This window comes from Nocardia sp. GCM10030253 (genome assembly GCF_042675075.1).
Classification (GTDB): Bacteria; Actinomycetota; Actinomycetes; order Mycobacteriales; family Mycobacteriaceae; genus Nocardia.
This window is the reverse complement of the sequence record NZ_JBHTDL010000011.1, coordinates 356,312-378,198: the sequence shown is the minus strand read 5'-3', so window position 1 is coordinate 378,198 and position 21,887 is coordinate 356,312. Positions and strand designations below refer to the sequence as shown.

Genomic DNA, 21,887 nt, shown 5'->3' with positions numbered 1-21,887 from the left:
TGAGCCCGCAAGCAGCGCGAGACCGGCCGCAGTCGTTCATGATGTGCGCGATGAGTCCCCGGGGGCACCCTTTGTAACCAACGCGGTTTTAATGATCGGCGACCTGGCCGTGTCGACCTGCGACTAGACGTAACTGTCAATAACACGTAATCTCGTGGGAACGCGCGGCCGAGGGCGCCCGGGCGAGACCAGACGAAACGAGTACCTCAATGACGCGGCATGTCGACGTACTGATCATCGGCGCGGGCCTGTCCGGAATCGGCATGGCCTGCCACCTGACGCGCGAGCAGACCGGGCGCAGCTACGCGATCCTGGAGCGCAGGACCGCCATCGGCGGCACCTGGGATCTGTTCCGGTACCCGGGCATTCGCTCCGACTCGGACATGTACACCTTCGGCTACGGCTTCCGGCCCTGGATCGGCACCAAGGTGCTCGCCGACGGACCACACATCCGGCAGTACATCGAGGACACGGCGGCGGAGTACGGCGTCACCGACCACATCCGGTTCGGGCGAAAGGTGACCACAGCGCGCTGGTCCACCGAGTCGGGACTGTGGACCGTCGAGGCCCTCGACGAGCAGACCGGCGGCATCGAGGTCTATACCAGCAATTTCCTCGTCGGATGCACCGGCTACTACGACTACGACAACGGGTATCGGCCGGAGTTCCGTGGCGAAGCCGACTTCGGTGGCCAGATCGTGCATCCCCAGCATTGGCCCGCGGATCTCGACTACCAGGGCAAGCGGGTCGTCGTGATCGGCAGCGGCGCGACCGCGATCACGTTGATCCCCGCCATGAGCGATGACACCGCGCACGTCACCATGCTGCAGCGTTCGCCGACCTACATCACGGCACTGCCCGTCGATGATCCCGTCGCGGTCGGCATGAAGCTCACTCGCGTGCCCGCCAAGGTGGCCTACAAGCTGGGCCGTGCCCGCAATATCGCCTTGCAGCGCGCCAGCTTCCAGCTGTCGCGCACCAACCCCGAGATGGCCAAGAAGCTGCTGCTCGGCGCGGTTCGGATGCAGGTCGGCAAGGATATCGACATGCGCCATTTCACGCCGTCCTACAACCCGTGGGATCAGCGACTGTGCGTTGTCCCGAACGGTGACCTCTTCAAGGTTCTGCGTAGTGGCCGCGCCTCGATCGTCACCGATCGCATCGAGACCTTCACCGAGACCGGCATCCGACTCGAGTCCGGCGCGGAGCTGCCCGCCGACATCGTGATCAGCGCGACCGGCCTTACTGTGCAGATGCTGGGCGGCGCGACACTCGAGGTGGACGGCGAGCCGGTGGTGACCCGCGACCGAGTGGCCTACAAGGGCGCATTGCTCAGCGGCATCCCCAACGCCATGGTGGTGCTCGGCTACACGAACGCGTCCTGGACGTTGAAGGCCGACCTGGCGGCCGAGTACTTCTGCCGCTTGCTCAACCACATGAAGGCCAACGGCTTCGATCAGGTGGTTGCCGTGGCGCAAGACGGCGACCGCGCCGAAGACTCCCTGATGGGCGGCGCCCTGACCTCCGGCTACATCCAGCGCGGCGACGCGGTGATGCCGCGCCAAGGCACCCGCGGCCCATGGAAGGTGATCAACAACTACTTCCGCGACCGCACCCTGCTCCGCAAGGGCCCCATCGAAGACGGCGTACTCACCTTCACCACCCCCAACGCCGCTACCCGCCCCGGCCAACGACCCGTGGCCGACTCCCGAATCGCCTGAGCACCCCGCCCCTTCCGAGCTTGCCGCTCGGCAGACACTTCGAATTCGAACCCTTGCTCGGGATCCGCACCGACTCTGGGCACCCGCAGGGGCGCGAATCCCGCTAAAGGGTGCGGACTTTCGAGTGTCGACCGACGAGCGGAGGTGTCGCTAGTCGGGAGACAGGTTGAGCAGGGTTTCGGCGACTGTGTGGAGGTGGTTGAGGTATTCGGCGCGGGTGGCGGGAGGGGCGACGGCGCGGGCCAGGGTGCCGCGGGTGAGGGTGTAGCCGATGGTTTCGGCGATTATGCGGGGTGGGACCACGGGGGTGATCCGGCCTGCGGCGTGTAGGCGTTCCAGGTAGCGGGTGAAGCGGCGGATGGGGCGTTCGGCGATCTCTTCGGCGAGGGCGGCGACGCGGTCGTCGACGGCGCCGCGTTCGTCGATGAGACGCAGCATCGGGCCTGCGGCGAGGACGGCGGCGGCGAACGATTCGATGGTGGCGGCCAGCATGTTTCGTGGATCGTCGGCGTCGATGTCCGGCTCCTGGGCGGCGAGGAAATCGTCGCGGACCTGGGCGGCCAGGGCGAGGAAGATTTCCTCCTTGGAGGCGAAGTAGACGTACAGGGTGGCTCGCGAGACTCCGGCAGCCGCGGTGATGTCGGCGACGGTGGTGTTGTCGTAGCCGCGGGTGGCGAAGACCTTGGCCGCGGCGTCCAGGAGCGCGCGGTGGCGGGAGGTGTGCGATCTTTCTCGCGCCGCGCGCACCGACCAGCCGGCCTCTGTCATGGGTACATCGTCGTTGACATTGACGTCAATGTCAAAGCACACTGTCGGCATGCGCATAGCGGTGGCAAACAGGGGCGAGGTCGCGGTCCGGGTGATCCGGACTGCTCGCGAGCGGGCGTACTCGGCACTCGCATTGCACACTGGGGACGAAGCCGCAGCGCTGCATGTCCGGCTGGCGGAGGACGCGGTCCAACTGCCGGGATCCGGGGCGGCGGCGTATCTCGATATCGCTGCGGTGGTCGCTGCGGCGCGCAAGGCCGGTCCCGGCGCACTGGTGCATCCGGGCTACGGATTCCTCAGTGAGAGCGCGGATTTCGCGACAGCGTGTGCGGACGCGGGACTGGTGTTCGTCGGTCCAGCGCCGGAGGTGTTGCGGATCTTCGGCGACAAGCTCGCCGCGCGAGAGGCCGCGCAGCGGGCAGCGGTCGCAGTGTTGCCTGCGACATCCGCGGGGCCGGACCCTGGCGAGATCGCAGCGCTGCTCGCGGACAACCCGGGCGGGGTGATGGTGAAGGCCGCTGCCGGGGGAGGCGGGCGGGGAATGCGCGTGGTGCGCGAAGCATCTCGGATCGCCGAGGCGCACGAGCGCTGTGTTGCGGAGGCGCTCGCCGGCTTCGGTGACGGCACCGTCTATGCCGAAGCGCTGGCCCCCGGCGCGCGGCACATCGAGGTTCAGATTGTCGCCGACGGCACGCGGGCGGTCGCGATCGGCGATCGAGATTGCAGCGTGCAACGGCGTCACCAGAAGCTGATCGAGATTGCGCCTGCGCCGAATCTCGGTGCGGCGCTGCGAGAACGGCTGCACGAGGACGCCGTCCGGATCGCGGAGTCGGTGGGCTGTCGCGGCGTGATCACCGTCGAATTCCTGGTCGGAGGCGACGACGCGTGGTTCCTCGAGGTCAACCCGCGGCTACAGGTCGAGCACACGGTGACCGAGGAGGTGACGGGTGTGGATCTGGTGGCGGTCCAGTTCGATCTCGCGCGGGGATGCGCGCTCGCCGATCTCGCGCTGCCGGACGGGCCCGCGCGCGGATTCGCCGTGCAGGCGCGGATCAACGCCGAACGGGTAACTGCGGGTGGGGAAATGATCGCGACCTCGGCGTCCATCTTGCCGAGTACGGGCACCGTGACACAGTTCGCCGCGCCAACGGGAGCGGGCATTCGGGTAGATACCGCCGTATCCGCGGGTATGCGGCAGAGCGCGCTGTTCGATTCGTTGCTGGCGAAGGTCATTGCCCATGGGCCGACGTATTCGGCCGCGCTACGACGTTGTTCGGATGCGTTGGCGGAAACGGTCGTCGTCGGGGTGGACACAAATGCGGATCTGCTGCGGGCGGTGCTCGACCAGCTTGCCGGTGGCAGCACTGTGTCAACCTCGTGGTTCGAGGAGAATATCGGCGAACTCTCCAGTCGCGCAGCTGATTACGCATCGACCATGGTGCACGTCGATCCTGCTGCCGAGTCGTCAGCGGTCGGCTCGCATGGACAGCACGAGATCCCGGCCATCGAGCCGCAGGAGGCCATGCGCGACGACGAGCAGGCGCTTCGATCCCCGATGGGTGGCACCGTCGTCGCGCTCGCACCGCTGGGAGTCGTCATCTCCGCGGGCGCGGAAGTCGTTGTGCTCGAAGCGATGAAGATGCAGCATGTGCTGCGGGCCGAGCAGCCGCTGCGAGTGCTGCGCCATGTCGTCGAGCCGGGAGCTGTCGTCGACCCGCACGCGCTGCTGCTGACGTGGATCGAGGCGGACCACGATGGTCCGGCCACCGACTTCGACGCGGTGGATCTGGACACCATGCGCGCGGATCTGGCGGAAGTGCTGGAGCGTCACCGCATCGGGCTCGACGTGGGCCGTCCGGATGCGGTGGCCAAACGCCGTCGGCTCGGTCGCCGCACGGCGAGGGAGAACATCACTGATCTGGTCGACGACGGCAGCTTCGTCGAATACGGTGCGCTCGCGGTGGCCGCGCAGCGGCTGCGCCGCAGCCAGGAAGACCTGATCGCGAACACGCCGGCCGACGGGTTGATCGCGGGCATCGCGACCATCAACGCGGACCGCTTCGGCGCGGAATCGGCCGGCGCACTGGTGATGTCCTACGACTACACCGTGCTGGCGGGTACCCAGGGCATGCGCAACCACGCCAAGACCGACCGGATGCTCGAGCTGGCACACGAGCAGCGACTTCCGGTGGTGTTCTTCACCGAAGGCGGTGGCGGGCGGCCGGGAGATACCGACTATGCCGGTATCTCGGGTCTCGATGTCACCACGTTCCGTGCGATGGGCGCCCTGTCGGGCCGAGTTCCCTTGATCGGCATCGTGTCCGGACGCTGCTTCGCGGGCAATGCCGCGCTGCTGGGCATCTGTGACGTCGTCATCGCCACTCCCGACGCGAATATCGGCATGGGTGGTCCGGCGATGATCGAAGGCGGCGGACTCGGCGTCTTCGCTCCCGAGGACATCGGGCCCATCGATGTGCAGCGCCGCAATGGCGTCGTGCATGTTGTCGCGACCGACGAAGCCGAAGCGGTTGCGCTGGCTCGTCGCTACCTCGCGTATTTCCAAGGGGCAGTGCGGGACTGGGAGGCGCCGGATCCGCGCTTGTCCAGGCACGTGGTGCCCGAGAATCGTTTGCGGGCCTTCGATATCCGGGCCGCCATCGAATCGGTTGCCGACGTCGACTCGGTACTGGAACTGCGGCGTGACTGGGGTGTCGGTGTCGTCACCGCGTTGGTTCGCGTGGAGGGCCGCCCGTTCGGTCTGATCGCCAACAACTGCCACCACCTCGGCGGCGCGATCGACGCGCAGGCCGCCGACAAACTGAGCGCATTCCTGCGGCTGTGTGACGCTCACGGGCTGCCGATCGTCTCCCTATGCGACACGCCGGGTTTCATGGTCGGTCCGGAGGCCGAGAAGGAAGCAACGGTCACCAAGTTCAGTAGGCTGTTCATCGACTCCGCCGCCCTGTCGGTCCCGTTCGGTACCGTCATCGTGCGCAAGGGCTACGGCCTCGGCGCCCAAGCCATGGCGGCGGGCTCCTTCCGTGCCCCACGCTTCGTCATCGCCTGGCCCACCGGCGAGATCGGCGGCATGGGTCTGGAGGGCGCGGTCCGTCTCGGCTTCGCCAAGGAACTGGCTGCCATCGAAGACCCCGACAGACAACGCGAAGCCTTCGACAACCTCGTCCAACTCGCCTACGCCAACGGCAAAGCCCTCACCGCCGCCACCGTCCTGGAACTCGACGCCGTCATCGATCCCGCCGACACCCGTCGCTGGATCAGTACACTGCACTGACGCCCGATCGACTCCCCAGGAGAACGAAGCCGTTCGCCGCATTGCCTGCCATCGGCGCAATAAGCTGCTCTGATGGTGCCCGCCTCCCATCTCGTCGCGTTCGCTCTCGCCGCCCTCGTCATCGTCGTGATCCCCGGCCCGAATGTGCTGTTCGCGATCGGGAGGGCGTTGACGCTCGGTCGCCGTCCCGCATTGCTGTCGGTGCTCGGTGCGACACTGGGATCGACTGTGCCCTTGATTGCCGTCGTGCTGGGGCTCGGCACGGTTCTCGCGTCCTCGGCGATCCTGTTCACCCTCATCAAAATCGCGGGTGCCGCCTACCTGATCTACTTGGGCGTCATGGCAATTCGCGACCGCAAACACATGGCGGCCGCTCTGGAATCGGCCGCCGAAGCACCGGCTGTGGGCCGTATGGTGCGCCAAGGATTCGCCGTCGGAGCCACCAACCCGAAGGCCTACGTTTTCCTCGGCGCCGTCCTGCCTCAGTTCGCGGTCCCCGAGGCGGGCGCCCTGCCCATGCAGTTCCTGCTCCTCGGCGCAATATGCCTCGCCATCCAAGTGCTTTCGGACAGCACCTGGGCGATCCTCGCCGGCACCGCCCGCTCCTGGTTCGTCCGCTCGCCACGTCGTCTCGAGGCGGTAGGCAGCACCGGCGGCCTGATGATCATCGGTGTCGGCGCTAGCGTGGCGCTGAGCGGGAATCATTGACGGGCGGGATCACCGACGGCTAGGCCGAGGGCCCTGGCCCCACTTCGCGACTGACCGGCCACCGCTGCTGCGGTGTGACAATGACCAGATCGCACACTGCGCACAGCTTGTCCCGCGCATCGACGACATGCTCGACGCTTGGGGCGATGACCGCGGCGGCGTTGAGCCGGTTCAGCATCGCGATCAGCCGGTCGATGGCGTCGGCCGAGGGGCCGAGCATCACCATGCGGGCCATATCGTAGCCGAGTTCACGTGCCCGCGAACGGATTTCCATTTCATGGCGTTCTTGTCTGATGCCCGAAATGTCGCGGCGCAGAAATCCGATCGCCTTCGGCCTCATCGGCGCTCTCCCGTGTGCGAGTGTGGAGTTCGGTGGCACCCGGCGCAACGGACATTCGTCACCGACCAGCGGCTCACTGCAGGTCGATGTGCCCACTGCATCGACCCCGCGCCGGGTGCCGAGGCAAAATGTATGCGCCATCGTGGCCGAGACGGAACACAGTTGCGATTTGTTGCTGTACTGGCCGCACACCCCTTGACGTGCGGCGAAGACGCGGTTCAGGATGAACACGCGACGCAATTCTTCGCAACCGTCGAAGCCAGGGGGCATCATGCGGCTGACGTTCATCGGCAAGGATCCTGGTTCGAACCCGGCCGGTTCGCCAACGGTCTACCGAACCGATCGCGATTCGTGGGTGGTACAGGGTTGGGTGGTAACCGATTCGGAGGCTCTTGCTCAGATGGACATTCCCGCTGGTGAAACATGCGTAGAGATCCCGGACAGAATGATGCGGTTCTTCGGGCAGGGAGATCGTGGCGTCGATATCGGATGATGAGTTCGACCGGCTACTAACGCAATTCGAGCGCGAAGCCGTGCACCTCGAGGCACGTGATGCGTACGGGACGGCGGTCGAACTTCCGCACATGGCGAAGTGGGCGACAGGTCAGCCGGACGATCTGGCATGGCTTCGAGGATGGTGCGCGACAGTGCGTCTGCACAGCGTGGCGGGGCGTTCGGTTCGAAGGATCCGGATCGTGTCCGAACCACTGAGTGACTACCAGCGCTGGTCACACAGTATCGCCTGGCCGATGGTCGAGGCCGGAGAAGACATCCGATGGGCGCCTCGCCGATCGGTGTCCTCGGTCGCGATTCCCGGCAACGACTTCTATCTCTTCGACGATCGTCTCGTCGTATTCCTGATCTACGCGGGTAACGGGCTCGCCATCGAGAAAATGGCGTCTACCGAACCGCACGATGTTCGACTGTGCCGCACCGCATTCGATGCGTTGTGGCAGCTGGCGATACCGCACCGTGACTACCAACCCGTCTAGTTCTGCTCAGGAGGCGCGACGCGCGCTCGGCGGGAGGCTTCGGGACCTCCGCAAGGACGCGGGTCTCACCGGACGTGAGTTGGCGGCCGCGACCGGCCAGCACCCCACGCGGGTCAGCAAAATCGAGAACGGTGCCCAGGCGCCGACCGATCACGACATCCGCCGATGGTGTGCCGCATGCGCCGTCGACGACCAGGCCCCTGATCTGATTGCGACCCTGCGCTCGGTTGATTCGTCCTACTTGGAGTTCCGCAGGCAGAGCCGCGCCGGAATGAAACGGGTGCTCGGCGCGCATACGCTCCAGCAGTACGAGCAGACGAAGGTCTTTCGCATCTACGAGCACAACGTCATACCCGGAATCTTCCAGACGGCGGAGTACTCGACCGCGATGCTCTCCTTCTGGACCAAGTTCCTCGGCGCGCCGAACGATATCGACGAAGCGGTGGCCGTCCGCATGGAACGCCAGCGCGTCATCCGGCGCGGCGGCAAGCGGTTCGTCGTCGTGCTCGAGGAGCAGGCGTTGCGTACCTGGTTCGGCACCGCGGAAACCCAAGCAGGGCAACTCGGTCGGCTCCTCGAACTGCTGTCACGGCCGAACATCTCACTGGGAATCATCCCGTTGATGACCGAACGCACGGCCGTGGGCTCGACCGGCTTCTGGATCTTCGACGACACGCTGGTCGCACTCGAAACGCCCACCGCGAGCATTCAGGTCACCCAACCGCAAGAGTGCACCATGTATGCGCGAATGTTCGAGGCGCTGAAGGGCTCCGCCGTCTACGGACGAGCCGCGCGCGGACTCATCGTCGGGATACTGAGCGAGCTCGATCGTGCAGCGCCGCCGTCCGAACAGTCGCAGCCATAGGTCACCGCATTGCGTCAGGCCGGCGCGGCGTCGACGCGGCCGAGCTGAGTGCACGACTGCTCGTCACGACCGCCGTTCAGCTCGCCGCCGCGGATGCGCATTAGACTAAGCCATTGCGCCCGGCGCATCGAAAAGGGTTTCCGCGATGAAATACATACATTGTTGGGAGACTGAATTTTCATGACCACTTTCGACGATCTGCGGGCACTATTCATCAACTGCACGTTGAAGCGTTCCCCGGAGCCGAGCAATACCGAAGGCCTCATCAACGTGAGTGCCCGCATCTTGGAAAAGAACGGTGTCCAGGTTTCCCATATCCGCGCCGTCGATCACGACATCGCGACCGGTGTCTGGCCGGACATGACCGAGCACGGGTGGGCCACCGATGCGTGGCCCGCGCTGCAGCGGCAGGTCATGGATGCCGACATCCTGGTGCTGGCCGGGCCGATCTGGTTGGGCGACAACAGTTCGGTCACCAAACAGGTCATCGAACGGCTCTACGGCAACTCCTCGATCCTCAACGAGCGCGGCCAGTACGCCTACTACGGGCGAGTCGGTGGGTGTCTGATCACAGGCAACGAGGACGGCGTCAAGCACTGCGCGATGAATATCCTCTATAGCCTCCAGCACCTCGGATACACCATTCCACCGCAGGCCGACGCGGGCTGGATCGGTGAGGCCGGACCTGGCCCCTCCTACCTCGATCCCGGTTCCGGCGGACCGGAGAACGACTTCACCAACCGCAACACCACCTTCATGACCTGGAATCTGCTACACCTGGCCCGGATGCTGAAGGACAATGGCGGTATTCCCGCGCATGGTAATCAGCGCTCCGAGTGGGATGCCGGGTGCCGTTTCGACTTCGAGAACCCCGACTACCGGTGACAAGGTCCCCGTCCGCCAGCCCATAGATCGGGGTCGATATATGAAGCGCTACCGCCTAGGTCCCGTGCCCGAGGCGGGTTGCCAGGTCGGAGAGGTAGCTCTGTCCGGCTGGGCGCGCGTGGGTCTTGACGTCGGCGATGATTGCGGCGGCAACCCACACCAGCAGTAGGCCGATAGCGGCCATCGGTGCGCCGAGTGCGACCGCGAGAATGATCGGGAGCACTCCGGCGAACAGTGCGAGATTGGCATGTCTTTTAAAGCCGGAACCTCGGTTTTGCCCATCCGCCTGGTCTTCTGCCGAGGTGTTGCTTTGTATGTCGTGGTTAGTCGGGCTCGATGCGAACAGCGCAGACGGCTTCTCGGACACAACGAACTCCTCGGGATCACTGAGTGCGACGCAATCGACTAGGGATCGGTCAGTGCCTCGACCTGGGGGAAGCGTAGCCCTGTTGCGTGCGGGGTCCGGGCAGGCTCGCGGTGTGGTGTGGGAAGCTCGAGGATCCCGTGCATGCCAGAGCAAATCAGACTGGTGTACGCGTAATCGGCTGATGCTCGTCGGGCGAGTTGCCGAGCGATCGTGCTCAGCTGCTGTGGCCCGGCGCGTGCATCGATGTCCGAGAATGGTCAGCGGCTGCGACGTTCCTGACGAGCGGCATCAGCGCGATGCCGACAGAGCAGAGGAGTTGTCATGAAGTACATGATCCTGAGCTACGGCTCGCAGCAGGACTACGACGGCATGGTGGGCAAGGGGACCGGCAAACCGGCGTGGAGCGCCGAGGAATTCGCGGCGATGGTCGAGTTCATGGGGGAGTTGAACAAGAAGCTGGAGGAGTCCGGCGAGTTGGTCGAGACGCGTGGACTCGCGGAGCCGGTCCATACGCGGCGGATCGGCACCAAGCACGGTGCGCCGTTCGTGACCGACGGCCCGTACGCGGAGACGCAGGAAGTGCTGGCCGGCTATTGGATCGTCGAATGCGAAAGTTTCGATCGCGCCACCGAAATCGCGGCCGAGCTCGGTAAATGCCCGGCCCCTGCGCATATCGCCGAGACGGCCTACGCCGACGTGCGGCCGATCATCGAGTCCGCAGCCGAGTTCAGCTGAGCAAGCTCGGTGTCGGACACCGCGGTGGAGGATCTGCTGCGCCCGCTGGCGCCGCAGGTCCTCGCCGCCTTGGTTCGGCGGTACGGACACTTCGACACCGCCGAGGACGCGGTGCAGGAGGGATTGCTCGCGGCGGCGACGCAGTGGCCTACCGAGGGCGTCCCCGACAATCCGCGCGCCTGGCTGATCACGGTCGCCGCGCGCCGATTGACGGATCTGCTGCGCAATGAGCAGGCGCGCCGTCGTCGCGAGGACACAGTAGCGCGGTGGGCGCTGCCGGAAGACTGGCTGACGCCGCCCGCGGACCGCAGGCAGACCGATTCCGACGACACCCTCGTGCTGCTGTTCATGTGCTGTCATCCGTCGTTGTCACCGACCTCGCAGGTGTCGCTGACGTTGCGCGCGGTCGGCGGCCTGAGCACCGCCGAGATCGCCCGCGCGTTCCTGGTGCCCGAGGCGACGATGACCAAGCGCATCGGCCGCGCCAAGAAGTCGATCAAGGACAGCGGTGTGCCGTTCGCGCCACCGTCGGCCGCGGATCGCGACGTGCGTCTCGCCGCGGTGCTGCACGTGCTCTACCTGATCTTCACCGAGGGCTACGCGAGCACCTCGGGAGCGAGCCTGCATCGCGCCGAACTGTCCACCGAGGCGATCCGCCTGACCCGCCTTGTGCACCGGTTGCTACCAGACGACAACGAAATCGCAGGCTTGCTGGCCTTGATGCTGCTGACCGATGCCCGTAGACCGGCTCGGACCGGCCTCGGCGGCGAACTCATCCCGATGCAAGAGCAGGACCGCACCCGCTGGAACACCGAGGCCATCACCGAGGGCGTCGCGTTGATTACGGCCGCCTTGCGGCGAGGGGTGCCTGGCCCCTATCAGTTGCAGGCAGCGATCGCCGCCCTTCACGATGAGGCGGCTACCTATGAGGCCACCGACTGGCCACAGATCATGCTGCTCTACGAACGGTTGCTCGGCATCGTCGACAACCCGATGGTCGCCCTCAACCATGCCGTCGCTGTCGCAATGGCCCGCGGTCCACACGCCGGGCTGATACTGGTCGACGAGCTCGAAACCGACGACCGAATCGCGGACGACCACCGCCTGCACGCCGTCCGGGCTCACCTGCTGGAGATGGCTGGGGACAGTGTGGCAGCCCGCGATTCGTATATCCGTGCCGCACAACGGACTACGAATATTCCGACGCAACGTTACCTCTACGCCCGTATCGCCGAAATCGAGCGTGTCGGCGATTCCTGGTAGGCAAGGGGCGCCGTCGACAACGCTTCGACTGCACACGGCGATCGGCAGGATTCGAAACTCCAACTGTCCGTGACACTTCGACCGAACGGGTAGCCGCATCGGCGATGCGAGCCACTGAGGGGCGGCCCGACGGTCCATCGAAAGATGCGCCCGCAGCGCGACTCTCGTGCAATCCTTCATATGTGAATGTTTCATTCCAGCAAACATCATTTGCTTAGCAACAAGCTACCGGTTGGTAACTTTAGCTATTTTTGTGCACACTACTAGTGTTTGACGCCAAACCAGGGTCGTCGTATGTTCCTCGTCACAACTCCGGTGTGATGTGGTTGGCGGCACAGATGGTGGATGATGGGTATGGCCTACGGGCCTTGCTGACGCGGGCGTTACGCCGGATTCAGGAGTTGGAGGCGGAGCAGCACGGGCACGAACCGATCGCCGTCGTGGGGATCGGCTGCCGGTTGCCCGGCGGCGCGAACAGTCCAGACAACTACTGGGACCTGCTGATCTCGGGGCGTGACGCCATCGTCGAGGTCCCCGCGGACCGGTGGCCGATCACCGATCCGGCGCAGCCGAGCGGGCTGCGCCGGGCCGGTTTGCTCGACGCGCCGATCGAGGCGATCGACGCCGAATTCTTCGGAATCGCGCCGCGGGAGGCCGCCGCGATGGATCCGCAGCAACGTCTTGTGCTCGAAGTTGCCTGGGAGGCAATGGAAGACGCTGCGCTACTGCCCGACAGCGCAGCCGCGGCAAGAACCGGCGTCTTCTTGGGCGTCAGTTGGCAGGAGTATCAGCGGACCATCACGCCGGACGGGGTGCGTTCGGTCGACGCGCACACACTCACGGGAACGATGTCGAGCATCGTCGCGGGACGGGTGGCTTATCTGCTCGGCTTGCGCGGTCCAGTCGTCGCTCTCGACACAGCCTGCTCGTCGTCCCTGGTCGCGGTGCACCAAGCGTGTCGCAGCCTGCGGTCGGAGGAGTGCGACGTCGCCTTGGCCGGTGGGGTGAATCTGCTGCAGTCCGAGCTGACTTCGGCGGCGTTGTCGCGGATGGGCGCGCTGTCGGCCGACGGCCGGTGCCGACCGTTCGACGCACGAGCGAACGGGTATGTGCGCGGCGAGGGCGCGGGTGTGATTGTGCTCAAACGGCTTTCGCGCGCGATCGCGGATGGCGACGAGATACGTGCGCTCGTTCGAGGCTCGAGCGTGAACCACGATGGTCGTTCGATGGGGCTGACCGCGCCGAATCCAGTGGCACAGCGGGAGTTGCTGCGCGAGGCGCTCGCCGACGCGGGTTGTGACGCGGCACAGATCGCCTATGTCGAGACCCACGGGACGGGAACCCCACTCGGAGATCCGATCGAAATCGAGGCACTGTCGGAGGTTCTGGGTGCGCCACGGTCCGACGGGTCGGTGTGCCTGCTCGGCTCGGTGAAGTCCCAGATCGGACATCTGGAAGCAGCCGCGGGGATCGCGGGACTGATCAAGGCGGTGCTGCTGTTGCAGCGGGGACGGATCCTGCGCCAGCACGAATTCGACACGATGAATCCGCGAATCGCGCTCGACGGCATGGCATTGGCGGTGCCGACCCGCGATGTCGAATGGCCGGAGGCAGACCGGCCGCGGCTGGCCGGAGTGAGTTCGTTCGGGTTCGCCGGGACGAACGCGCACGTGGTGCTCGAGGCGGCGGCCGCGGTCGGCGAAAGTAAGAAGTCCGCTGAAATGCCTGCGGTGCTTGCCCTTTCGGCTCAAACCGGAACAGCCCTCGAGGCACTCTCCGCGCGATACCGCTCGCTATTGGCACACACGGAGCTGCCGCTCGCCGACATCGGCGCTACCGCGGCGCTCGGGCGAACGCACTTCGCGCACCGGCGCGCGATCGTCGCATCGACCTCGGCTGAGGCGGCGCGCCGACTCGCGGCGCCGCAGCGACGCGCTGGGTTGCCGGAAGAGCGGCGAAATCCCAGGGTCGCCATGCTGTTCACGGGCCAGGGCGCGCAGTACGCGGGTATGGGCGCGGTGCTGTACCACCGTTACCCCGCCTTCCGGGCGGCTCTGGATCGCTGTGACGACATCCTCGGCGTGCTGCCCGGTGGGCTGCGGCTGCGGTCGCTGCTGTTCGAGGTGAACGACGAAGTGCTGACGCGCACCGAGTACGTCCAGCCCGCACTGTTCGCGTTCGAGTGGGCGAGCGTCGAACTATGGTCCGCGTGGGGAATTCGCCCGGATGTGGTGCTCGGGCACAGTCTCGGCGAGCTGGTTGCGGCGACGGTCGCCGGAGTGCTCGACCTCGAGGAAGGGCTGCGGCTGGCGGCCGAGCGTGGGCGGCTGATGCAGGCGGCGCCGCAGCGGGGTGCGATGGCTGCGGTGTTCGGCGCGCAGGGCGAGTTCACGGATCTGCTCGGTGAACTCGCGCCGAGCCTGGCGGTGGCGGCCGTCAACGGGCCACGGCAGTTCGTTGTCTCGGGCACGGAGGCCGCGGTACAGCGAGTCCGAGACTTGGCCGCTGAGCGTGCCATTCGTGCCGTCCCGTTGCCCGGCACGACAGCGTTCCATTCGCCATTGCTCGACCCGATTCTCGACGACTTCGAAGCGAAGGTGGCCGAGCTGGTGGCGGGGTCGACCCGGATCGCCTCGATCCCGTTGGTGTCGAATGTGACTGGACAGTCCATCGAGGCCGCCGCGATGGATGCGGGGTACTGGCGCGAACACGCACGCGGGACAGTGCGTTTCGCTGAGGGAATGCGGTCGGTAGCCGACTTCGATGTGGACGTCTACCTCGAAGTGGGGCCTCATCCTGTGCTGCTGGACTTCGGGCGACAGGTGGATCCCGAGGCGCTGTGGCTGCCGAGCCTGCACCGCTCCTCCTCCGACGACACGACCATCCTGACGAGCCTCGGCGACATCTACTGTGCCGGAGCGGATGTCAACTGGGCAGCGGTGGTACCGGAAGGCGCCCGGCGACGGAATGGACTGCCGACCTACCCGTTCGAGCGGGAGCGTCTGGCGTTGCCGCTGAGTGCCGGTGCGTCGGTGGACACCGGATACCTCGCCGAACATCGGTTTCAGGATCGGCCGGTGGTGCCTGCGGCATACCTGGCATGGGCAGCGCTGCGGGCCGCCGGTGCGGATCGTGAGCTGGTCGATTTCGTTGTTGTACGGCCGGTTCCGCTGGAACAGCTCGCTGCGCCGGTCCTCGACGCGGCAGACGATCGCATCGACATCAGGTTCTCGGTCGAAACCGGGAGTGCGGCGATTGTTTCCGCGTCAGCAGTGCGCGCGCAACCGCCGCAGCCGGGGGGCACGAACGACCTCGCCGCGGCCGTGCACAGCGACGCGGCGGAATGGGACGTCGCCGAATTCTATCGGACCTGTACCGAGGCGGGCCTTACGTTCGGCCCCCGGTTTCGGTGGATCACGCAGCTGCGTGCCGGCGGTCATTTCATGCTGGCCAAGCTGTCTCGCCCCGCCGAGCTGGCAGCCGAACCGCAGGCGTTGCTGCCGTGCCTGCTCGACGCCGCCGTGCAAACCGGGCTCGCGTTGGTGACCCGGCCGGGGGATACCGGCCAATTGCCGGTCGGTATCGGCAGATTGCGCGTCTACCGCACAGACGAGGTCGAGACGGCGTGGGCACTCGCGACCCGTACCGGCCGAACGAGTCGAATCCGGGTTTTCGATACCGACGGCGACCTCATCTGCGATATCGAAGATGTGTGGTTCGCGAAGACCGGATTCGGTCGACCGGCGCACGATCGGGCGACCATGCCCGACCTGATCCACCTCCCGACCTGGCAGCGAACCGTTGCCGAACTCGTTGTGGCCGCGCCGGATTCGTGGCTGGTCGTTGGGCCCGGTGAGCAGGCGGATCGGCTGGCCGTGGCGCTTCGTGCGGCGGGTCACTCGGCTGTGGGGATCGAGCGGACGACCAACCGGGCCGCCATCGAAGGGATGCTCGCCGAGGATGGCCGTGCGGTTGTCTATCTCGGTGACGCCGAGGCAGACGACAGCGCGATCGCGGCGCGTATCGAAACCGAGTCCGCCCTCGACGTCGTGCAATCCCTGGCCCGTACCGCGCACGACGGACCCCTGTACCTGGTCACCACCGCTGGCGTCGCGGTAGCGCCGGGCGAGCGAGTGCGTCCGGCGGCCGCCGCGGTGCGCGGACTCGGGGCGGTGGTGGGTACCGAACTTCCGGAGTTGCGCTGCCGTCTGATCGATTTGCCGGATCGCGCTCGATCCGATGACCACCGGCTCGTCGCGGAACTTCTCGCCGCTGCCGCCGATCGTGCGATTGCGTTGCGGGGACGGGATCGTTATGCGCCACGCATGGTGGCACCCGCGGGCGTTGCAGGGCTGGACGATCCTGCCGACGCCCAGCGTGATGTCGGGCTTCCTGTACCGCGCCTGTCGGAACTAGACAGTGCCGCAGCCTATTTGGTTACCGGTGGTCTCGGTGCGTTGGGCCTGCTCGCTGGGCGGGCACTTGCCGAGGCAGGTGCCGCAACGGTGGTGCTGGCAGGCAGGCATAGCCCGAATGCGCAGGCCGCGGCAGCGATTGCGGGCATCGCGGCGCTCGGCACTCGGGTGGAGACGGTGCAGGTCGATGTTGGTGATCGAGAAGCGCTGTCTGCCTTGATCTCCCGATTCGGTGGCCAGCTGCCGCGGCTTGCCGGGGTTGTGCACTGTGCGGGAATACTGGACGACGCGCTGTTGATCGAGCAGTCCCCTGAGCGGGTGCGTCGGGTGTTCGTGGGCAAGGCGCTCGGTGCCTGGAATCTCCACGAGCTCACCGCTGCCCATTCGCTCGACCTGTTCGTGCTGTTCTCCTCGGCTAGCGCCACCATGGGCACCGCCGGACAAGGGAACTACGCGGCCGCGAACGCGTATCTCGATGCACTGGCCCGAGTCCGGATTGCCAGTGGCCTACCTGCCCTGAGTATCCAATGGGGACCATGGGCAGGCACCGGGATGGCGCGCGGCCTGAACGCGGCGGCCCGCCGCGCCTGGGAGCGCCACGGCGTGGCACAGCTCGAGGTCCAGGACGGAGTCCGAACTCTGAAGTCGCTGTTGGCCGTCGACGGCGTCGTAGCCGTATACCCGCCCTCCGCCGCGAGTTCGGAGCACGCCGCCGCACAACCGGCCGCTGCCGTCTACCCCACCCAGCCCGCCGCAGCCACTCGATCAATGGCAGCCACCCAATCGACTTCCGCCGCGCACCCCCCGATAGCAGACTTCCTGGCGACGGTCCGCGCCCACGCCACCACCGCACTCGGCCGCAAGACGCCGGTCGCCGACCGCACCCCGCTGCGTGCGTTCGGCCTGGATTCGATGATGGCAGTGGAACTTCGGAACACCTTGTCATCGGAACTCGGGGTCCGACTACCCGCCACACTGCTCTTCGACCACCCGACCGTTGCCGCCGTGGCGGACGAAATCGCCCGGCTCGCCGCTGAACAGCTCCGGCCACGCGTAACCGGCACAACAGTGCACGAACCCGAGAACACGGCGACCTTCGCCGCAACCGAAGACGCTGAGCCCGCCACACTCGCTGCGGCAACGCATGAACCCGCCTACCGCACCACCGTCCCGACCCTCGCGGCGGCCGGCGGAGCCGAACGGCTCACTACCTCTGCTCAGCCGGGGGAGGCTGGGTGGCCCGAGGTCGAGGATCGGCAGGATCAGGATGTCGCCGGATCGAGTGAGTACGACGACGCGATCGCGATTATCGGGATGGGATGCCGGTATCCGGGTGGGGTCCGGGGCCCAGGGGATCTGTGGCGGCTGGTGTCGGAGGAAACCGACGCGGTGACCGAGGTGCCCGCGGATCGATGGGATGTCGAGGCGTACTTCGATGCGGATCCGGATACCGAGGGGAAGACGTATACGCGGTGGGGCGGGTTTGTCGACGGTGTCGAAGAGTTCGATGCGGGATTCTTCGACATTTCGGTCGGCGAGGCGCGGATGCTCGACCCGCAGCAGCGGTTGCTGCTCGAAACATCCTGGGAAGCATTGGAACACGCGGGGTATCCGGCGGACCGGCTGACCGGGAGCCGCACCGGGGTCTTCGTCGGATTGATGTCCACCGACTATGCGGAGCGGATGGCGCGGGCCGATGTGGCGCCGAATGCTTGGTTCGGCACGGGAAATCTGGCGAGCGTCGCTTCGGGACGGTTGTCGTATTTCTTCGGCGCCAATGGTCCGAGCCTGACCATTGACACCGCGTGCTCCTCGTCGTTGGTGACGGTGCATTTGGCGGTGCAGAGCCTCCGGCGCGGAGAATGCGATCTGGCGCTGGCGGGCGGTGCGACCGTGGTGCTGACACCCTCGCTCGACATCTATTTCGCGCGGGCGCGCGGGCTGGCCGCGGACGGGCGGTGCAAGAGTTTCGATGCCCGCGCCGACGGTGTGGTGTGGAGCGACGGCGCGGGAACGCTTGTGCTCAAACGATTGTCGGACGCGCGCCGCGATGGGGACACGGTGCTTGCGCTGGTGCGGGGCTCGGCGGTGAATTCCGATGGCCGCAGCCAGGGCTTGAGCGCGCCGAATGGGCCCGCACAGGAAAGGGTGATCCGGGCGGCGCTGGCCGACGCGGCGCTGACGGCGGCCGATATCGACTATGTCGAGACGCACGGCACGGGAACGGCGCTCGGCGATCCGATCGAAGTGAACGCGCTCGCCTCGGCACTGACAGGCGAACGGGCCGACAGCACACCGCTGCTGATCGGTTCGGTGAAATCGAACATCGGGCACACTCAGGCCGCTGCCGGGATCGCCAACATCATCAAGGTGGTCGAGTCCATGCGGCACGACCGGATCCCCGCGTCCCTGCATTTCCGGTCCGGGAATCCGCATATCGACTGGGACGACATCGATGTGCGTGTCGTCGCCGAGGAGCGGGCGTGGCCGCGCTCGTCACGGCCGCGCCGGGCCGGGGTGAGCGCGTTCGGCATCAGCGGGACGAATGCGCACGTCGTACTCGAAGAAGCCCCTGCGATTTCGTACACCGACACTCCCGACCGTGCCGACGGGCACCTGCTGGCCTTGTCCGCGAAGAGTGCGGTCGCCTTGCGTGCCCTGGCCACTCGATACCTGGACTTCCTGACCGCACACCCCGACACCGGGCTCCGCGACCTGTGCGCCTCGGCGAATACCGGCCGCACGCATTTCGTCGACCGAGTGGCGATCGTCGTCGACACCGCCGCACAACTGCGCGCCGCCCTCGAGTCGGTGGCAACCGGGAGCAGCGCCGCAGGCACAGTCGCGGACCTGACCACCGCCTCCGACGAGTCGGCAGCGATGGCTCGCCGGTATGTCGAGGGTGACGATATCGATTGGCACACACTGTATTCCGAACGAGCATGGCGGCGAATCGAACTGCCGACGTATCCTTTCCAGCGCAAGCGGCATTGGCTCGACCTCGCGCCAGCGCGGCCGGTCGAGAACTCGACGCGCCGAGGGTCGGCTGATGGCGTTGCACCTGAGAGGCCCGGCGGCGGGCTGTCGACCAGCGTGTTGGCGGTCGAGCCCGGGATGTTCAGCGGCCATCGGTTGCACGGTGCGCCAACGGTTCCCGCGGCTTGGATAAGCACGCAACTCGCCCGGATTACGGCCGAGCTGCCCGGGCCCGATCGGTGGGAGGTCACCCGGTTGCGGCTTACATCGCCTCTTGCCGTCCGGTCAGTGGGCGCGGTCGAGATACGGATGGAGGCCGTGGCGACCGGATACGACGTTCGATTCATCAGTAACTCCGGCGCCGGGGGTGAGGCGAGCACTTTCGCTCGGGCGGCGTTGCGAGCAATCGAAGGAGATGCCGGGTCCGCTCCGTATCGTGGCGGCGACTCCGCTTATGGTGCAATGGATCTCGCTGCCTGGCCTTCCTACTACGACAGGGTGGCGGAGCTGGGTCTGTGGTTGGGAGAGGACTACCGGTGCGCTGCCGGTTTCCGGCGCATCAGCGCCACCGAATCCGAGACCTCGCTGCGGTCGTTCGCTTCGAGCGAGTCCGGTTCGCTCGATCCGGTTCTGCTCGATGCGTGTTTGCACAGCATCGTGCTGACCGCCGATCCGGACGCGCTGTATCTGCCTGCTTCGATTGATCGAGTCGCGCTGTCCGGCAGTGCGGTCGCCGCCGGTGACAGTCTCCGCTGCCACGTTCGGGTGACCGACCGCGGCGAGCGAGTGATCGCTGGTGACGCGATCCTGATCGACAGCGCCGGACGCACGATCGCGACGATCGGCGGTGCGTGCCTCATTGCGGCCGCGGGTACCGACACCCCACAGGTGGCGCGAACCTCGGGCGTGAACATGGAATCCGTTGGTCCCGCGCATGCGGCAGCCCGGGTCGATCGGCTGCTCCATCATCTCGAGTGGACACCGATCACACTCGGTGAACAGCTCCCCGCGGGCCGGGACTCCGCGGGCCGATGGCTGGTGTTCAGCGACGGACCGACGGGGGATGCCGTCGCCGCCGGGCTTTCGACGCGAAGTATCGAGACCAGCCTTGTTCGCCCGGAAGACGTTCTGGGCCAAGGATTGTCGTTAGAGCCCGCCGAAGCGAACTTTACGGAGCTCCTCGCCGGCGCACCGTTGGGCGGCATCGTCTACGCATGGACCACCGGTTCCACGGCGGTTCGGGTCGGCACAGTACTGCGGCTCGCCCGCTCGCTGGACGGTGCCGGCCGCGTGCGGTCCACGCTGTGGCTGCTCACTGTGGGTGCCCAACGCGTCGCGAACTCCGACCGCCCCGACCCGGAGCAGGCCATGATATGGGGGCTGGGGCGCACTCTCGCCACCGAACATCCCGAATTCGGTTGTCGGCTGGTGGATCTGGAAGCAGAACGCGCCGTCGACGCGGCGCTGGTCGTCGATGGCATGGTCGCCGGGATCGAAGACCGTGAACTCGCTGTTCGGGACGGCCGGTGGCTCGCCGCCCGCCTGGCAGACGGACTGGCGGGTTCGGATGTGGCGGACAACTACCGTCTGGTGGCTCACCGATCCGGTGACCTCGGCCGACTGCACTGGGATTCGACTGCCCGTCGCGCCCCGGCGCCGGGCGAAGTGGAAATCGCGGTCGAGGCCACCGGTCTGAACGCGCGTGACCTGTGGCTGGCGTTGGGCACTCACCCGGATGCTCCGGCACCGCTCGGCTCGGAATGCTCGGGCCACGTCACCGCGCTGGGCGCCGGCGTCACCGAGTTCCGCATCGGTGACCGCGTGGTGGCATTGGCGGGCGGCAGTTTCGCGCGCTACGTCACGGTGGACCACCGGCTGGTGGCGCCGCTGCCCGCGCGGATGACGTTCACCGAGGGTGCCACCATCCCGGCCGCGTTCGTGACCGCGTGGTACGGACTGTTCGAGGTGGCGGGTCTGCGCGCGGGTGAAAACGTGCTGGTGCACGCTCCCGCGGACGGAATCGGCATGGCAGCCGTGCGGTTGGCCGGGTGGGCGGGGGCGCGCGTGCTCGGCACCCGCGCACTCAGCCGATGGGCGGCAGGCGTCGGACTCGATATCCCGCAGGTCGACACCTGGCGGGTACACGGCCTGGCCGACCAACTTCACACGCTCACCGACGGCCGGGGAGCCGATGTCGTCCTCAACGCGATCGCCGGTGAGTTCGCCGCGCGCGCCCCGGAAATCGTCAGCCCACAAGGACGATTCATCGATGTTGATGATCCAGGTCAGTCCCGACGGGAGCACGGGGCACAGGCAGGGCACGGCATCGATTATCGAGTGGTCGATCCGAACACGGCCGATCCAGAACGTCTGGGCACGATTTTGCGCACGGTGCTGGAACTGTTCGACAACGGGACGCTGGCTGCCTGGCAGCCGGCGGTGCATGACGCAGACGACGCCGAGACCGCGTTCCGTGCCTTGTGGCAGCGCCATCACTCGGCCCCGATTGTGCTGCGGCGCAATACTGCTCGCGGTGCCACGGACGGCACCCGAACGGTCG

12 protein-coding genes (1 of these 12 cut by a window edge) are annotated in these 21,887 nt (G+C 66.6%); 9 read left to right on the top strand and 3 right to left on the bottom strand.

All coding sequences use genetic code 11. The features are described from left to right. Positions 1-209 precede the first annotated feature (209 nt). Positions 210-1,721 carry a flavin-containing monooxygenase gene (locus tag ACFQZZ_RS26125; RefSeq protein ID WP_378686035.1) on the top strand — a complete coding sequence of 504 codons (1,512 nt, stop codon included), beginning with the start codon at positions 210-212 and terminating at the stop codon, positions 1,719-1,721. A 150-nt stretch (positions 1,722-1,871) separates the two neighbouring features. Here ACFQZZ_RS26125 and ACFQZZ_RS26120 read toward each other — a convergent pair whose 3' ends face one another. Further along, positions 1,872-2,489, bottom strand: coding sequence for a TetR/AcrR family transcriptional regulator (locus tag ACFQZZ_RS26120; protein ID WP_378686033.1), 618 nt, complete (start codon positions 2,487-2,489; stop codon positions 1,872-1,874). Between the two features lie 49 nt (positions 2,490-2,538). Between ACFQZZ_RS26120 and ACFQZZ_RS26115 the strand changes: the two genes are divergently transcribed. Next, on the top strand, positions 2,539-5,781 hold the full coding sequence (locus tag ACFQZZ_RS26115) for a carboxyl transferase domain-containing protein (protein ID WP_378686187.1): 3,243 nt from the start codon (positions 2,539-2,541) through the stop codon (positions 5,779-5,781). A gap of 72 nt (positions 5,782-5,853) precedes the next feature. Next, positions 5,854-6,489 carry a LysE family translocator gene (locus ACFQZZ_RS26110; protein ID WP_378686030.1) on the top strand — a complete coding sequence of 212 codons (636 nt, stop codon included), beginning with the start codon at positions 5,854-5,856 and terminating at the stop codon, positions 6,487-6,489. A 19-nt stretch (positions 6,490-6,508) separates the two neighbouring features. On the opposite strand, the gene ACFQZZ_RS26105 is transcribed toward ACFQZZ_RS26110, so the two are convergent. Continuing rightward, the gene (locus tag ACFQZZ_RS26105; protein WP_378686027.1) at positions 6,509-6,829 is read right to left on the bottom strand and encodes a hypothetical protein; all 321 of its coding nucleotides are present in this window, start codon (positions 6,827-6,829) and stop codon (positions 6,509-6,511) included. Positions 6,830-7,302: 473 nt separating this feature from the next. On the opposite strand from ACFQZZ_RS26105, the gene ACFQZZ_RS26100 reads away from it, so the two are divergent. The 3 genes from ACFQZZ_RS26100 to ACFQZZ_RS26090 all read left to right on the top strand — a co-directional run bounded on the left by ACFQZZ_RS26100 (position 7,303) and on the right by ACFQZZ_RS26090 (position 9,571). Then, a complete protein-coding gene (locus ACFQZZ_RS26100) occupies positions 7,303-7,821 on the top strand; it encodes a DUF6879 family protein (protein ID WP_378686024.1) in 519 nt (172 codons plus the stop codon). Continuing rightward, the gene (locus ACFQZZ_RS26095; protein WP_378686021.1) at positions 7,802-8,686 is read left to right on the top strand and encodes a helix-turn-helix domain-containing protein; all 885 of its coding nucleotides are present in this window, start codon (positions 7,802-7,804) and stop codon (positions 8,684-8,686) included. The genes ACFQZZ_RS26100 and ACFQZZ_RS26095 overlap by 20 nt, the downstream gene beginning before the upstream one ends. A 180-nt stretch (positions 8,687-8,866) precedes the next feature. After that, positions 8,867-9,571, top strand: a complete 705-nt coding sequence (locus tag ACFQZZ_RS26090; protein ID WP_378686019.1) for a flavodoxin family protein — start codon at positions 8,867-8,869, stop codon at positions 9,569-9,571. Between the two features lie 55 nt (positions 9,572-9,626). Here the strand turns inward: ACFQZZ_RS26090 and ACFQZZ_RS26085 are convergent, their stop codons facing one another. Next, positions 9,627-9,794, bottom strand: a complete 168-nt coding sequence (locus tag ACFQZZ_RS26085) for a hypothetical protein (protein WP_378686016.1) — start codon at positions 9,792-9,794, stop codon at positions 9,627-9,629. Positions 9,795-10,259: 465 nt separating this feature from the next. Between ACFQZZ_RS26085 and ACFQZZ_RS26080 the strand changes: the two genes are divergently transcribed. The 3 genes from ACFQZZ_RS26080 to ACFQZZ_RS26070 form a co-directional block, all read left to right on the top strand. Then, positions 10,260-10,673: a YciI family protein gene (locus ACFQZZ_RS26080; RefSeq protein WP_378686013.1), complete on the top strand. Its 414-nt coding sequence runs from the start codon at positions 10,260-10,262 to the stop codon at positions 10,671-10,673. 9 nt (positions 10,674-10,682) lie between these two features. Continuing rightward, positions 10,683-11,936, top strand: coding sequence for an RNA polymerase sigma factor (locus tag ACFQZZ_RS26075; protein WP_378686011.1), 1,254 nt, complete (start codon positions 10,683-10,685; stop codon positions 11,934-11,936). 338 nt (positions 11,937-12,274) lie between these two features. Beyond that, on the top strand, positions 12,275-21,887 hold the start of the coding sequence (locus tag ACFQZZ_RS26070; protein ID WP_378686008.1) for an SDR family NAD(P)-dependent oxidoreductase. The gene runs 12,089 nt beyond the window's last position; only the first 9,613 of its 21,702 coding nucleotides appear in the window; it begins with the start codon at positions 12,275-12,277; the stop codon falls past the right edge of the window.

Coding starts and splice junctions, on each gene's coding strand:
- ACFQZZ_RS26125 (WP_378686035.1), top strand. CDS start 210: ATGACGCGGCATGTCGACGTACTGATCATCGGCGCGGGCCTGTCCGGA.
- ACFQZZ_RS26120 (WP_378686033.1), bottom strand. CDS start 2,489: ATGACAGAGGCCGGCTGGTCGGTGCGCGCGGCGCGAGAAAGATCGCAC.
- ACFQZZ_RS26115 (WP_378686187.1), top strand. CDS start 2,539: ATGCGCATAGCGGTGGCAAACAGGGGCGAGGTCGCGGTCCGGGTGATC.
- ACFQZZ_RS26110 (WP_378686030.1), top strand. CDS start 5,854: ATGGTGCCCGCCTCCCATCTCGTCGCGTTCGCTCTCGCCGCCCTCGTC.
- ACFQZZ_RS26105 (WP_378686027.1), bottom strand. CDS start 6,829: ATGAGGCCGAAGGCGATCGGATTTCTGCGCCGCGACATTTCGGGCATC.
- ACFQZZ_RS26090 (WP_378686019.1), top strand. CDS start 8,867: ATGACCACTTTCGACGATCTGCGGGCACTATTCATCAACTGCACGTTG.
- ACFQZZ_RS26080 (WP_378686013.1), top strand. CDS start 10,260: ATGAAGTACATGATCCTGAGCTACGGCTCGCAGCAGGACTACGACGGC.